General features: G+C 71.3%; 16 protein-coding genes and 1 riboswitch. Of the genes, 12 read left to right on the forward strand and 4 right to left on the reverse strand.

All coding sequences use genetic code 11. The annotated features are described in order from the left end of the window. Positions 1-232: 232 nt before the first annotated feature. Positions 233-1,117 (reverse strand): septum formation family protein, encoded by an 885-nt coding sequence (locus ACN26Z_RS12370; RefSeq protein WP_421461286.1) that lies wholly within the window; start codon positions 1,115-1,117, stop codon positions 233-235. An 86-nt stretch (positions 1,118-1,203) separates the two neighbouring features. Continuing rightward, entirely contained in the window at positions 1,204-2,091 is an 888-nt protein-coding gene (locus tag ACN26Z_RS12375; RefSeq protein WP_282239140.1) for a septum formation family protein, read from the reverse strand. Between the two features lie 245 nt (positions 2,092-2,336). On the opposite strand from ACN26Z_RS12375, the gene rpe reads away from it, so the two are divergent. From rpe to ribH, 6 genes are all read left to right on the forward strand, one after another. Beyond that, on the forward strand, positions 2,337-3,017 hold the full coding sequence (rpe, locus tag ACN26Z_RS12380) for a ribulose-phosphate 3-epimerase (RefSeq protein ID WP_093404294.1): 681 nt from the start codon (positions 2,337-2,339) through the stop codon (positions 3,015-3,017). Next, positions 2,902-4,002: a GGDEF domain-containing response regulator gene (locus tag ACN26Z_RS12385; RefSeq protein WP_282240541.1), complete on the forward strand. Its 1,101-nt coding sequence runs from the start codon at positions 2,902-2,904 to the stop codon at positions 4,000-4,002. Before rpe ends, ACN26Z_RS12385 begins: the two co-directional genes overlap by 116 nt. Positions 4,003-4,059: 57 nt before the next feature. Then, positions 4,060-4,232, forward strand: a riboswitch (FMN riboswitch). A gap of 151 nt (positions 4,233-4,383) precedes the next feature. Next, on the forward strand, positions 4,384-5,445 hold the full coding sequence (gene ribD, locus ACN26Z_RS12390; protein ID WP_421461288.1) for a bifunctional diaminohydroxyphosphoribosylaminopyrimidine deaminase/5-amino-6-(5-phosphoribosylamino)uracil reductase RibD: 1,062 nt from the start codon (positions 4,384-4,386) through the stop codon (positions 5,443-5,445). 2 nt (positions 5,446-5,447) lie between these two features. Further along, positions 5,448-6,068: a riboflavin synthase gene (locus tag ACN26Z_RS12395; RefSeq protein ID WP_421461290.1), complete on the forward strand. Its 621-nt coding sequence runs from the start codon at positions 5,448-5,450 to the stop codon at positions 6,066-6,068. Then, positions 6,065-7,327, forward strand: a complete 1,263-nt coding sequence (locus ACN26Z_RS12400; RefSeq protein WP_421461293.1) for a bifunctional 3,4-dihydroxy-2-butanone-4-phosphate synthase/GTP cyclohydrolase II — start codon at positions 6,065-6,067, stop codon at positions 7,325-7,327. Before ACN26Z_RS12395 ends, ACN26Z_RS12400 begins: the two co-directional genes overlap by 4 nt. Positions 7,328-7,332: 5 nt before the next feature. Further along, positions 7,333-7,833 carry a 6,7-dimethyl-8-ribityllumazine synthase gene (ribH, locus tag ACN26Z_RS12405; RefSeq protein WP_093404283.1) on the forward strand — a complete coding sequence of 167 codons (501 nt, stop codon included), beginning with the start codon at positions 7,333-7,335 and terminating at the stop codon, positions 7,831-7,833. Between the two features lie 19 nt (positions 7,834-7,852). Here the strand turns inward: ribH and ACN26Z_RS12410 are convergent, their stop codons facing one another. Both ACN26Z_RS12410 and ACN26Z_RS12415 read right to left on the reverse strand, forming a co-directional pair. After that, entirely contained in the window at positions 7,853-8,506 is a 654-nt protein-coding gene (locus ACN26Z_RS12410; RefSeq protein WP_421461295.1) for a hypothetical protein, read from the reverse strand. Between the two features lie 107 nt (positions 8,507-8,613). Then, a complete protein-coding gene (locus ACN26Z_RS12415) occupies positions 8,614-9,474 on the reverse strand; it encodes an ABC transporter substrate-binding protein (protein ID WP_421461297.1) in 861 nt (286 codons plus the stop codon). Positions 9,475-9,592: 118 nt separating this feature from the next. Here ACN26Z_RS12415 and ACN26Z_RS12420 point away from each other — a divergent pair, with 118 nt between their 5' ends. The 6 genes from ACN26Z_RS12420 (at position 9,593) to rplT (ending at position 12,970) form a co-directional block, all read left to right on the forward strand. Then, a complete protein-coding gene (locus ACN26Z_RS12420; protein WP_232511250.1) occupies positions 9,593-9,874 on the forward strand; it encodes a phosphoribosyl-ATP diphosphatase in 282 nt (93 codons plus the stop codon). Positions 9,875-9,918: 44 nt separating this feature from the next. Beyond that, positions 9,919-10,764: an ATP phosphoribosyltransferase gene (hisG, locus tag ACN26Z_RS12425; RefSeq protein WP_093404277.1), complete on the forward strand. Its 846-nt coding sequence runs from the start codon at positions 9,919-9,921 to the stop codon at positions 10,762-10,764. Between the two features lie 152 nt (positions 10,765-10,916). After that, positions 10,917-11,384, forward strand: coding sequence for a PH domain-containing protein (locus ACN26Z_RS12430; protein WP_093404787.1), 468 nt, complete (start codon positions 10,917-10,919; stop codon positions 11,382-11,384). Between the two features lie 301 nt (positions 11,385-11,685). After that, the gene (infC, locus tag ACN26Z_RS12435) at positions 11,686-12,330 is read left to right on the forward strand and encodes a translation initiation factor IF-3 (RefSeq protein WP_093404276.1); all 645 of its coding nucleotides are present in this window, start codon (positions 11,686-11,688) and stop codon (positions 12,328-12,330) included. A 20-nt stretch (positions 12,331-12,350) separates the two neighbouring features. Beyond that, positions 12,351-12,545: a 50S ribosomal protein L35 gene (gene rpmI, locus ACN26Z_RS12440; protein WP_093404274.1), complete on the forward strand. Its 195-nt coding sequence runs from the start codon at positions 12,351-12,353 to the stop codon at positions 12,543-12,545. 32 nt (positions 12,546-12,577) lie between these two features. Beyond that, entirely contained in the window at positions 12,578-12,970 is a 393-nt protein-coding gene (gene rplT / locus ACN26Z_RS12445; protein ID WP_093404272.1) for a 50S ribosomal protein L20, read from the forward strand. Positions 12,971-13,026 lie beyond the last annotated feature (56 nt).

Below are 13,026 nucleotides of genomic sequence, written 5' to 3' on the forward strand. Positions count from 1 at the left end.
CCCCGCACGGGGGTGGGCGCTTCGTCGTCAGCGCAGGAACCCATCGCACCCACCGCCCCGCCGCCCCACCCCGCACCCACCGCCTCGCCGCCCCACCCCGCCCCGACGATTCGGGTTCCTCACGTCGAAATCTTGGACAGTTTCCGTTATTCGCGAACGGAATCTTGCCAAGATCTCGCGGGCGACGGGCCGGGGCCGGGACGAAGCGGCCGGAGCTGGGGCTGGGGCTGGGTCAGTTGATGGGCAGGACCCGGGTGCCGGCACCCTTCACCGATCGGGTCAGGGTGCGGTCGCTCATCCAGAGGAAGCACTGGACCGACCGGTTGCCGCTGCGCCACTCGCCTTCCGACGGGTGGTAGAAGATGGTGCCGACCCGGTACTGGAGGTTGCCGTCGTCCGGCAGCTTGGCGAAGCGGGCGACGGCGCTGCGGCAACCTCGATGGCTCCGCCCCGGATTCTCCAGGAACTCCGACCAGCTGCTCTCCGGTGCCTGCCACAGACCCACGAACTCGGCCCGATGCTTCGCCGTGCACTTGACGGCGACCATCTCGGTCACCTCGTCGCCCTCGGTGCGGGCGTTGAAGCAGCCGTGCCGCAGCGGCGAGGACCCGTCCAGCGCACCGGCCAGGCTGGCCGTACGTCGTACCGGTATCGGGGTGTCGAGCCCGCGCAGCTCGTGGACGTCGCAGCGGAACCACCGGGCGCCGCCGGTCCACGCCTGCGGCGAGGGCAGGACGACGGTGAGCCCGATCCGGGCGCCGCGCCAGTCGCCGCCCAGTGTCTCGCGGACCTCACGGTCGCATTCGCCGAACGCGGCGCGCATCCCCTTGCTGCCGGCCGTCGGCAGTCGGGACCCGGTCGCTTCGGTGAGCGTTCCGACGTGCAGGGTTTCGGCCCGGTGCGGCTGCGCGCAGTCCACCGGTGCGTACGCGCTGAGGTAGCCGACCTCCTGCGGCTGCCCGTGGCAGGTGCCGGAGCCGGGCGTGAACACCGCCGGTGCGCTCATCGACGTCCAGTCGTCGACCAGGTCACCATCGGTGCCGGCCGGCCGGGTGCAGCCGGTCGCCGCCAGCGCCACCACGGTCGCCAGGGCGACTCCGGTCAGCCATCGTCGCATCCCCGTGGACCTCCCGCTCCCCGCTGTCGAAGCGGCAGCATACGGCACCGGATTCGGCGACCGTTCGAGCCGTTTCCGCACCGTACTCAGGTGACAGGCAGTCCCTGCGGGCCCACGCCGCGCATCGAGCCGGTGAGCTTGCGGTCGTCGCTCCAAAGGATGCACCGCACCCCCCGGTCGCCCTCCTCCCATTCCCGCTGTGACGGCGGGTAGAAGATGGAACCGGCGCGGTAGGGCAGGTCGGCGTTGTTGGGCACGTCCGCGAAGGCGGCGATCAGCTCCATGCACCGCTTGTGGGCCTGGCCGGCCGAACGGACGAACTGCTCCCAGCTCATGTCCTGCTCGACGTAGACACCGACGAACTCGGCGCCGTGCGGCTCGGTGCACAGCACCGGGGCCATGTAGTTGAGGCTGTCGCCGATGAGCTTCGGGTCGAAGCAACGGTGCACCAGCGGTGAGTCGCCGATCAGTGCGCCGCGCAGGCTGCCGGTGCGGTTGACCGGCCGGGTGTTGTCGATGCTGTCGGTCTCGCTCAGGTCGCAGCGGAACCAGCGGGCACCACCGTTCCAGGCCGGCGCCGACGGCAGGGAGATGTTGAGCGTCAACCGGGCGGTGTGCCAGTCACCGCCGAGCACCAGGCGCGCCCGCTGGTCGCACTCCGCGCGGGCGGTACGCAGGGCCGCCGACCCCGGTTCCGGGCGTTCACCCTCGGCGGCTGCGTCGGTGAACGTGCCGACGTGGATTGCCTCGGCGAGATGGTTGCGAGCACAGTCCACGGTCTCGTAGGTGCTCGCCTGGACCACCGCGGTGATCCGGGGCAGGCAGGCGTCGGTGGCCGGCACGAACATGGTCGGCGCCCGCAGTGTCTGCCAGTCGTCGGTGAGATCGCCGTCGGTCCCACCCGGCCGCACGCAGCCGCTGAGCACCATCGCAGCCACACTGGCCAGCGCCAGTGCCGCGAGCCACCGTCGCATCGTCCGCCCTTTCCGGGAGCTGCCGCCCGGCTGCCGGCTCCCGCGCCCACCGGCATGCACGATACGTCACCGTCCCCGATGGAGTGTTGCCGCGAATCGGTCGTCTGGCCAGTGGAAGCTGAGCTTCATTCCGTTTCATCGGTTCGAAGGGGGTCATTCTGCACCATTGGTCACCTCCGGGTCACGGGGTGTCCCGGTTGCTGGCACGCTGCCGCGGCTGCTGGCCGCGTTCGTACACTGGCCCTGTGACCGTACCGCCGCCGATCGTCGCGCCCAGCATCCTCGCCGCCGATTTCTCCCGTCTCGCCGAGGAGGTCCGTGCCGTCGAGGACGCCGCGGACTGGTTGCACGTCGACGTCATGGACAACCACTTCGTGCCGAACCTGACCATCGGGCTGCCCGTGGTGCAGAGCCTGCGGGCCGCCACCAAGCTGCCCTTCGACGTGCACCTGATGATCACCGACCCGAAGCGTTGGGCGCCCGGCTACGCCGACGCGGGGGCGTACAACGTCACGTTCCACGCCGAGGCCTGCGACGACCCGGTGGCGTTGGCCCGGGACCTGCGGGCGGCCGGTGCCAAGGCGGGGCTGGCGATCGACCGGGACACCCCGATCGAGCCGTACCTCGACCTGCTGCCCAGCTTCGACACGTTGCTGGTCATGACCATCAAGGCCGGGTTCGGCGGGCAGCGCTTCCTCCCGCAGCTGTTGGACAAGGTCCGCACCGCGCGCCGCCATGTCGACGCCGGCCACCTGGAGCTGCGCATCGAGGTCGACGGCGGGATCGCCGCCGACACCATCGAGCAGGCGGCTGCGGCGGGCGCCGACGCCTTCGTGGCCGGCACCGCCGTCTACGGCGCCGACGACCCGGCCGAGGCGGTACGCCGGCTGCGCGGGCTGGCCGAACGCGCGGCGGCCGGGGCCTGACGTGGACACCCCCGACGACGATCGCAAGGACGTGATCCTCGTCGTCGACGACGACGAGGACATCGCCCGCTTCGTCGAGTTCAACCTGCGTCTCCAGGGCTTCGACGTGATCCTCGCCGCCGACGGTCAGGAGGCGTTGGAGCTGATCGAACGCCAGCGGCCCGACCTGGCCGTGGTCGACCTGATGATGCCGCGGGTGGACGGGCTGGAACTGACCCGGCGACTGCGCGCCGATCCGATGACCGCCGCCCTGCCGGTGATCATGCTGACGGCCAAGGGGATGACCCAGGACAAGGTCCACGGGCTCAACGCCGGGGCCGACGACTATCTGGTCAAGCCCTTCGACAATGCCGAGCTGGTCGCCCGGGTCAGCTCCACGCTGCGGCGCAACAAGGAGTTCCGGGAGGTCTCCCCGCTCACCGGCCTGCCGGGCAACAGCCGGATCCGCCGGGAGATCGCCGACCGGGTCCGTGGCGGCGCGGACTACGCCGTCGGCTACATCGACATTGACCGGTTCAAGAGCGTCAACGACCGGTACGGGTTCGTCCGGGGCGACGGCTTCATCTCCGCGCTCGCCCGCAGCCTGCACCGGGCGGTCGTCGCGGTGGCCCTGCCGCCGGCCTTCCTCGGCCACGTCGGCGGTGACGACTTTGTCTTCGTGTGCACGCCCGAGCAGGTACGGCCACTGACCCTGCGGGTTTCGTCGGACTTCGAGAAGGCCGCGGACGCCCTCTACGATCCCACCGACCGGGAACGCGGCTACGTGGAGTTGAAGGACCGGCGGGGCAACATCCGCCGGGCGGCGCTTGTCACCCTCTCCATCGGGGTCGCCATCTCCGACGCCGACAAGCGCATCACCAACCCGCTGGAGGCGATGACCGTCGCCTCCGAGATGAAGACCGTGGCCAAGAGCCAACCCGGCTCGTACGTGGCGGTGGATCGCCGTCGCGGCGTCGCCGACCCCGGTAACCGTCATGTGAAGTAGCTCGCCCGGGTGGCCCGGTGCCCCGCCGGACGTGTAAGACTTTGCTCAGTACCCACCACGCGCTGGCGGGACTCGGTGTAATTCCGAACCGGCGGTGATCCACGGTCCGACCGTGGTAAGCCCGCGACCCGGGAGCGGTTCGTCCGCCCGGTGGACCTGGTGAGAATCCGGGGCCGACGGTTGGGGGCGGCTCGTCCGCGCCCAGACAGTCCGGATGGGAGACAGCGCGCGGGACGGAAGGGAGCCGTGTGGCTCGCCGGGCTCCGGCGTGCGCGCGTCCCGGCCGGGGCGGCTGTGCCGTACCCGGATTCCGCTGCCTGCCCGTGGCCACCCGGCCGACCTCCCCGCCCGCGCGTACGAGCGAGAGGGCAGCGGCAGGCGATGGCAAGCGTCTCCGTGGACGAGGCGATGCGTCGCGCGATCGAACTCGCGGCGCGCGGGCTCGGCACCACCAGTCCCAACCCGGTCGTCGGCTGCGTGCTGCTCGACGCCGACGGCGAGGTGGTGGGCGAGGGCTTCCACGCGTACGCCGGGGGACCGCACGCCGAGATCGTCGCGTTGGCCCAGGCCGGCCAGCGGGCCAAGGGCGGCACGGCGGTGGTCACCCTGGAACCCTGCGACCACGTCGGCCGCACCAGCCCCTGTAGCACCGCGCTGGTCCAGGCGGGGGTGGCCCGGGTCGTCATCGCGGTACCGGACCCCAATCCCGTCGCCACCGGCGGCGCAGCCACGTTGCGCGCCGCCGGGGTCCGGGTCGACCTGGGGGTACGCGAGGCCGAGGCGGAGAGCGGCAACGTGGCCTGGCTGACCGCCATGCGTCGGGGCTGGCCGTACGTGATCTGGAAGTACGCCGCGACCCTGGACGGCCGCTCCGCGGCGGCCGACGGCACCAGCATGTGGATCACGTCCGAGGCGGCCCGGATGGACGTGCACGCGCTGCGCGCCACCGTCGACGCGGTGGTCGTCGGGGTCGGCACGGTCCTCGCCGACGATCCCCGCCTCACCGTGCGCAACCTGCGCGACGGCAGCCTGGCCATCCGGCAGCCGCTGCGCGTGGTGGTCGACTCGGTCGGGCGTACCCCGGATGACGCCCGGGTCCGCGACGGCGCCGCCCGCACCTGGGTGGCCACCGCCGAGGAGGTGGGCACCGCCCCGGACGGTGGCGTCGACCTGCCGGCGCTGCTCGCCGCCCTGCACACCCGTGGGGTACGGGCCGTGCTGCTGGAGGGCGGGCCCCGGCTCGCCGGGGCGTTCCTCGCCGCCGGCCTGGTCGACCGGGTGGTCGGCTACCTCGCGCCCCGGCTGCTCGGGGCCGGGCCCGCCGCGCTTGTCGATGCGGGTGTGACCACCATCGCCGAGGCCATCGACCTGGAACTCACCGACGTTACGCAGGTCGGTCCCGACCTGCGGATCACCGCGCTGCCCCGGAAGAGGGAGGGCTAGGCATGTTCACCGGCATCGTCGAGGAACTGGGCGAGGTCGTCGGGGTGACCCCGACGGCGGAGGACTCGTCTCTGGTAGCGGTCCGTGGCCCACTGGTCACCTCCGACGCACGGCACGGCGACTCGATCGCGGTCAACGGGGTCTGCCTGACCGTCGTCGACGTCGACGGCGGGGTGTTCACCGCCGACGTGATGGGCGAGACGCTGCGCCGCTCGGCGCTGGGCGCGCTGCGTACCGGCGACCGGGTCAACCTGGAGCGGGCCGCCGCGCTGGGCAGCCGCCTCGGCGGTCACCTGGTGCAGGGGCACGTCGACGGCGTGGGCGAGGTGCTCTCCCGCGAGCCGGCCCCGCGCTGGGAGACGGTCCGGTTCCGGTTGCCCGCCGCGTTGTCCCGGTACGTGGTGGAGAAGGGCTCGATCACCGTCGACGGGGTCTCGCTGACCGTGGCGGAGGTCGGTGCCGACTGGTTCGCCGTCGGCCTGATCCCCACCACCCTGTCGGCGACCACGCTCGGCACCCGGTCGGTTGGTGACCCGGTCAACCTGGAGATGGACGTGCTGGCCAAGTACGTCGAGCGGCTGCTGGCCGGCCGCACCGTCGACGGAGCGGAGGTGCCGGCATGACCTTCGCCGACATCGAGCAGGCCCTGGCCGAGATCGCCGCCGGCCGTCCGGTCGTGGTGGTCGACGACGCCGACCGGGAGAACGAGGGTGACCTGATCTTCGCGGCCGAGCTGGCCACCCCGGAGCTGCTGGCCTTCACGGTGCGGCACACCTCGGGCTTCATCTGCGTACCGCTCACCGAGAGCGAGTGCGACCGGCTCGACCTGCCGCCCATGCACCACACCAACCAGGACCGGCGGCAGACCGCCTACACGGTGACGGTCGACGCCCGGGAAGGGGTCACCACCGGCATCTCGGCGGCCGACCGGGCGCACACCATCCGGCTGCTCGCCGACCCGGCCACCGGCCCGACGGACCTGGCCCGCCCGGGGCACGTGGTGCCGCTGCGGGCCCGCCCGGGTGGGGTGCTGCGCCGCCCCGGGCACACCGAGGCGGCCGTGGACCTGACCCGGCTGGCCGGGCTGCGCCCGGCCGGGGTGCTCTGCGAGCTGGTCAACGACGACGGCACCATGATGCGGCTGCCGGACCTGGAGAAGTTCTGCGCCGAGCACTCGCTGACCCTGGTCACAATCGCGGATCTGATCGCCTACCGGCGGCGCACCGAGAAGCAGGTCGAGCTGGTCGCTGACGCCCGGATGCCCACCGAGCACGGGGTGTTCCGGGCGCTGGGCTACCGCAGCGAGTACGACTCGGCCGAGCACGTGGCGCTGGTGATGGGCGACATCGGCGACGGCCGTGACGTGCTGGTCCGGGTGCACTCGGAGTGCCTGACCGGCGACGTCTTCTCGTCGGTGCGCTGCGACTGCGGGCCGCAGCTCAACGCCGCCCTGGACCGGGTGGCCCGCGAGGGGCGGGGCGTGGTCCTCTACGTGCGCGGTCACGAGGGGCGTGGCATCGGGCTGCTGCACAAGCTCCAGGCGTACCAGTTGCAGGACCAGGGCCGCGACACGGTGGACGCGAACCTCGACCTCGGCCTGCCGGCCGACGCGCGTGACTACGGCACCGGCGCGCAGATCCTCTACGACCTCGGGGTCCGCTCGATGCGGTTGTTGACCAACAACCCGGCCAAGCGGGCGGGGCTGGAGGGCTACGGACTGACCGTCACCGGCCGCGAGGGGCTGCCGGTGCGCCCGCACCCGGAAAACGTACGTTACCTGCGGACCAAGCGGGACCGGATGGGCCATCTGCTCGACCAGCTTGACGAGGTGGCCGAGGCGCCGATGGGGCGTCCGGTGCCGGGCAGAGAGATCGGAGCGTAGGAGAGATGGCGGGTTTCGGGGAGCCGGGTACGGCTCCGGTGGACGCGGCCGGGATGACCGTCGGTGTGGTCGCCGCGCGCTGGCACGGTGACCTGACCGACCACATGCTCGACCGGGCGGTCGCCGCCGCGCAGGCGTGCGGTGCGCGGGCGGTGGTGGCCCGGGTGGCCGGCTCGGTGGAGCTGCCCGTGGTGGCGCAGGCCCTGGCCCGGCGCTGTGACGTGGTGGTCGCCCTCGGCGTGGTGGTACGCGGTGCCACCGCCCACTTCGACTACGTCTGCCGCTCGGTCACCGACGGCCTGACCCGGGTCGCCCTGGACGAGGGCAAGCCGGTCGCCCACGGCGTGCTCACCGTCGACACCATCGAGCAGGCCCGCGACCGTGCCGGCCTGCCCGACTCCGCCGAGGACAAGGGCTGGTCGTCGACGGTGGCCGCCCTCGACGCCGCCCTCGCCATCCGCCAGACCGCCGCCGCCGGCAACTACCCTGTCGGTTTCGGCGCCTGACGGTTGCGGCGTCGGCGGTTCAGCTCTCCTCCTCGTTCGGATCGAACTGTGCCTGGACGGCCTGCTCGACCGCCGCTGAGGACAGCGGGGTGACGGTCTGACCACTGATCGAGCAGCCGGCCCAGTAGCTGCCGGTGGCCTGCGAGCCCTGGATGCTCCAGTAGTCGCTGTCGCACCGGGCGACGTCCCGGTTCACGTCGTCCAGGTCGGCGTCACTGAGCAGCACGTGCGGGATGCCGGTCTTGCTGACGTACATGAAGTTCTTCGGCAGGTAGATCGTCACGTTGTCCACGCCGGCGGTGACCAGGTGGTTGGCCAGCGCGCTGATGTCGTGTCCGGTGTGGCAGACGAGGAACCACAGGGTGTGGCCGCTGATCCCGGCCGGGGTGAACTTCGCGGCCAGGTCCTGGGCGAACTCGTCCAGCCACCGTCCGCCGATCCACGGTGCCTCCTGCCCGGACCGGGGATCGATGTCGTAGCCGGAGTGGGCGAGGACCAGGACCGGCTCGCCGGGCTTGAGCGCCGGCTTCAGCGGGGTCTGCATCTCGGCGATCGTGCTGTTCAGCACGGCCCGGGTGACGTGCTGCGCCACCGCCTTGTTCGCCCGGAGGCGCTTGAGGTCGGCCGCGAACTCGCGGCTGATCTTGCTCTTGCTCTCGATGATCCAGATCATGGGGTCTCCCGGCGACGAGGGGCTGTCGCCTCAGGATGCGTCCATCAGCCGGCGACCAGCATCGACCAGTCCTCTTCCGAACAGTCGGAAACCGGCTTCGACCGTGCTCACGTGAGTTCGGGCGCTCCCGCTTCCTGGGCGAGCCACCGCTCCTCCAACTGCTTGAGGACGCCCTCGGAGGCGAGCTGTCCGACCGTCGCGCTGACGCAACCGGTGAGTGGCGAGTCCTTCTCCAGCAGCAGTCCGAACGCCTCCGGGCTGCCCACCTGGGGTAGCTGTCCGACGATCACCGCGTCGTCGATCTCCGTCCCGGCGATTGTGAACGCGGTGGGCAGATCCACCACCAGGCCGTCGATCCGACCGTTCCGCAGCGCCTTGGTGGCCTCGTCGCGGGATTTGTAGGTCCGCGGTTCGGAGCTCGGCTGCACCAGATCGGTGATGGCCTGGTGGCCGGTCGTGCCGGCCTGGGCGCCGAGCCGGGCGTCACGCAGTTCGGCCAGCGCGGCCCCGCCTGCGATCTCGGTGGACTTCAGCGTGATCACCGCCTGCCGGACCAGGTGGTACGGCGCGGAGAAGTCGACCGCCTGCTTGCCCTCGTCGCTGATCGAGAACTGGTCGATGCCGAAGTCGAAGGTCTTCGGCCCGGGGGCGACAGCGGCCTCGGACCCCACCCGTGTCCAGGTGACGTCGTCGCGGGCGTAGCCGAGCTGTTCGGCCACCGCGTAGGCCACGGCGGACTCGAAGCCCTGACCGTTGTCCGGCTTGTCGTCGACGAACCACGGCTGGCGGACCGCCGCACCGGTGGCGATGGTGAGCTTGCCCGCAGTCTCGGTGGGCAGGCTGTCCTTGGCGCACGGCATCGACACGGTCGGCATGGGCGCGGGCTGGGCCTGCGGCGTGCAGGCGCTGGCCGCGAGCAGAACGGCCGCTGCGGAGGCGAAGGCGAGGGTACGCGGGGTGGTGACCATGGCGGACAGCGTACGACCAACATAGGTGGGGATCGAAGGGTTGTCCCATCGTGCCGGTGTGGGATGCGTTCCGTCCACCGGTCACCACCGACCCGGCGCGCGGGTCGACCCTGGGCGACTGCGAGAATCCGTCTCCGTGAAGACGTTCGAGGAGTTGTTCGCGGAGTTGCAGGCCAAGGCCGCGGCCGGCACCCCCGGCTCGGGCACGGTCGCCGCACTGGAGCAGGGCGTGCACTTCATCGGCAAGAAGGTCGTCGAGGAGGCGGCCGAGTCCTGGATGGCCGCCGAGCACGAGGGGTCCGAGCGCACCGCCGAGGAGATCTCCCAGCTGCTCTACCAGGTCCAGGTGCTGATGCTCGCCACCGGTCTCGACCTGAAGGACGTCTACCGACATCTGTGAGTGCCTCCACCGTCGAACCGAACCGATCGAAGGAGCACTCCGTCATGCTGCGTGTCGCCGTACCCAACAAGGGCGCCCTGGCCGACTCGGCCGCCCAGATGCTGCGTGAGGCGGGTTACCGCCAGCGCACCGACACCAAGGACCTGGTCTGCCGCGACCAGGCCAACGACATCGAATTCTTCTACCTGCGGCCGAAGGACATCGCCACCTACGTCGGCTCCGGTGATCTGGACGTCGGCATCACCGGCCGGGACCTGCTGATCGACTCCGGCGCGCCGGCCGAGGAGGTCGTCGACCTGAACTTCGGCCGGGCCACCTTCCGCTTCGCGGCCCGGCCCGACGACGTCGACGACGTACGGGAGCTGGGTGGGCACCGGATCGCCACCGCGTACCCGGGGCTGGTCGAGCGGCACCTCGCCGAGTTGGGCGTCAAGGCCGACGTGATCCGTCTCGACGGTGCGGTGGAGAACGCCATCCGGCTGGGCGTCGCCGACGTGGTCGCCGACGTGGTCGAGACCGGGGCCACGCTGCGCCAGGCCGGTCTGGTGGTCTTCGGTGAGCCGCTGCTGCAATCCTCGGCGGTGCTGGTACGCCGCACCGGCGCGGCCGCTCACCCGCAGGCCGAGCAGCTGCTGCGCCGGCTGCACGGGGTGCTGGTGGCCCGCCGCTACGTGATGCTCGCCTACGACGTGCCGGCCGGGCTGTTGGATCGGGCCAGCTCGTTGACCCCGGGCATCGAGTCGCCGACGGTCTCGCCGTTGCACCGGGAGGGCTGGGTGGCGGTGCAGGCCATGGTGCTCCGCGACGACGTGCACCGGATCATGGACGAACTCTACGAGCTGGGTGCCCGCGCGATCCTGGTCACCAACATCCACGCCTGCCGGTTGTGAGTCGCTGCTTCGATGGCCCGTGAGGTCCACGTCAGTGTGGCGGCGGCGGGGCGGCCGGAAGCGGATGGCAGACTTGTGCCATGAGTGAGCGGCGGGACGTGACGCAGCCCAGCGCCGGTCCGGGCGAGCGCGAGCGGGCGACCGGCACCGAGCTGTTCCGGCTGCGGCCACGCCGGATCCGGCTGGTCTGCTGGGTGTCGGCGATCCTGCTGGTCGTGGTCTTCGCGCTGGTCGCCACCACGCTGACCGGCCCGACCGGCAACGGGTACGGCACCTTCCAGCGCGGTGACCAGTTCGCCATGATCGGGCTTGGGATCCTGTTCGCCCTGGGCACCCTGCTGTTCACCCGGCCTCGGGTCGAGGCGGACGCGCGGGGGGTGCGGGTGCGCAACATCATCGGCTCGTACGAACTGCCCTGGGAGGTCGTCCGGGGCGTCCGGTTCGACCGGGGCGCCCCCTGGGCGGCCCTGGAGCTGTACGACGACGACCTGCTGCCGGTGGTCGCCCTCCAGGCCGCAGACAAACAGCTCGCCGTCGACGGGGTGCGCGCCCTGCGCCGGCTGCACCGGGAGCACCTTGCCGCGCTCGCCGAGCGGGCAGCGGGCCAGCGCCCGGTTTGAGGGGCCGCTGGCCGAGGGTGTAGTGTTGTCAAGTCGACCAGGCTGTCCGCTCCGGCGGGTGGCCGTGAAAGCGGAGCGCCTGCTCCCACCCGAGTCGCCGCCTTTGGCGTCCGGGTCCGGTCACCGGTTCCGGGCACGTCCCGGCATCGGATGCGCGATCCTGTGATCGTGCCGACCGGTCGAGCAGGCCCTGGCATTCGCCGGGGCCTTCTACTTTCCGGGCCGGTTCCCACCGGGAGCCGCCGGGTCGGCCACGCATGAAGATCCGACTCGAGGAGGCCCCATCAGCGTCGAACCACGCGTGAACGATCAGATCCGGGCACGTGAGGTCCGACTGGTCGGCCCCGAGGGTGAGCAGGTGGGCATCGTCCCGCTGGAGCGCGCCCTTCAGCTGGCCGCGGACGTCGATCTGGACCTGGTCGAGGTTGCGCCGATGGCGCGCCCGCCGGTGTGCAAGCTCATGGACTTCGGCAAGTTCAAGTACGAGAGCGCACTGAAGGCGCGCGAAGCGCGGCGTAACCAGCAGCAGACCGTCATCAAGGAGATGAAGCTCCGGCCGAAGATCGATCCGCACGACTACGAGACCAAGAAGGGTCACGTGGTGCGGTTCCTCAAGGCCGGCGACAAGGTCAAGGTGACGATCATGTTCCGCGGTCGCGAGCAGAGTCGCCCGGAGCTGGGCTACCGGCTCCTGCGCCGGCTCGAGTCCGAGATCACGGAACTGGGATACGTGGAGTCCGCTCCGAAGCAGGACGGCCGAAACATGATCATGGTTCTCGCTCCGCACCGGGCCGTGAAGGCCTCCGCGGTCGCCGCCACGGCGTCCCGTGGCGGGCCTCGGGAGCGGACCGCGGAGGAGCCCGCCGCGACCGCCGAGCCTGCGGTGACAAGTGAGAGCGCAGCAGCCGGTGAGACCGGCACGACCGCTGACACCAGCGGTCAGTAACAGGGGAGAAGACGTTCCACATGCCGAAGATGAAGAGCCACACGGGGATGGGCAAGCGGGTCCGCGTGACCGGCAAAGGCAAGATCACGAAGCAGCAGGCCGGTCTGCGTCACAACCTGGAGAAGAAGCCCTCCACCCGCACCCGCCGGCTGACGGGCGTGGTCGAGGTGGCCAAGGCTGACGTCAAGCGCATCAAGAAGCTGCTCGGCCGCTGACGCGCGCCACCTGAATCCAAGAAGGAGTTGAGATGGCACGCGTCAAGCGGGCTGTTAACGCCCAGAAGAAGCGCCGTACCCTGCTGGAGACCGCGAGCGGATACCGCGGTCAGCGCTCCCGGCTGTACCGCAAGGCCAAGGAGCAGGTGCTGCACTCGATGCAGTACGCCTACCGGGACCGTCGCGACCGCAAGGGCGACTTCCGGCAGCTGTGGATCCAGCGGATCAACGCGGGTGCCCGCGCCAACGGGATGACCTACAACCGGCTGATCCAGGGCCTGCGCCTGGCCGGCATCGAGGTCGACCGCAAGATCCTGGCTGACCTGGCGGTCAACGACGCCGCCGCGTTCGCGGCGATCGTCGAGCTGGCCCGGGCTGCCGTGCAGGCCGAGGGCACCGGCGGCGCGCCCGCCCAGGCCGCCTGAGTCCCACCCAGCGCAGCGAGGCGTCCCTCGGCCACGGGGGACGCCTCGCGCGTGTG

The sequence above is a fragment of the Verrucosispora sp. WMMD703 genome (assembly GCF_049178935.1).
Lineage (GTDB): Bacteria > Actinomycetota > Actinomycetes > Mycobacteriales > Micromonosporaceae > Micromonospora > Micromonospora sediminimaris.

What these genes read in the sequence shown, in the direction of transcription:
- ACN26Z_RS12370 (WP_421461286.1), bottom strand. Translation starts at nt 1,117, where the DNA reads ATGCGACGATGGCTGACCGGAGTCGCCCTGGCGACCGTGGTGGCGCTG.
- ACN26Z_RS12410 (WP_421461295.1), bottom strand. Translation starts at nt 8,506, where the DNA reads ATGATCTGGATCATCGAGAGCAAGAGCAAGATCAGCCGCGAGTTCGCG.
- ribH (WP_093404283.1), top strand. Translation starts at nt 7,333, where the DNA reads ATGGCGGGTTTCGGGGAGCCGGGTACGGCTCCGGTGGACGCGGCCGGG.
- ACN26Z_RS12400 (WP_421461293.1), top strand. Translation starts at nt 6,065, where the DNA reads ATGACCTTCGCCGACATCGAGCAGGCCCTGGCCGAGATCGCCGCCGGC.
- rpmI (WP_093404274.1), top strand. Translation starts at nt 12,351, where the DNA reads ATGCCGAAGATGAAGAGCCACACGGGGATGGGCAAGCGGGTCCGCGTG.
- rplT (WP_093404272.1), top strand. Translation starts at nt 12,578, where the DNA reads ATGGCACGCGTCAAGCGGGCTGTTAACGCCCAGAAGAAGCGCCGTACC.
- hisG (WP_093404277.1), top strand. Translation starts at nt 9,919, where the DNA reads ATGCTGCGTGTCGCCGTACCCAACAAGGGCGCCCTGGCCGACTCGGCC.
- ACN26Z_RS12395 (WP_421461290.1), top strand. Translation starts at nt 5,448, where the DNA reads ATGTTCACCGGCATCGTCGAGGAACTGGGCGAGGTCGTCGGGGTGACC.
- ACN26Z_RS12415 (WP_421461297.1), bottom strand. Translation starts at nt 9,474, where the DNA reads ATGGTCACCACCCCGCGTACCCTCGCCTTCGCCTCCGCAGCGGCCGTT.
- ACN26Z_RS12375 (WP_282239140.1), bottom strand. Translation starts at nt 2,091, where the DNA reads ATGCGACGGTGGCTCGCGGCACTGGCGCTGGCCAGTGTGGCTGCGATG.
- ribD (WP_421461288.1), top strand. Translation starts at nt 4,384, where the DNA reads ATGGCAAGCGTCTCCGTGGACGAGGCGATGCGTCGCGCGATCGAACTC.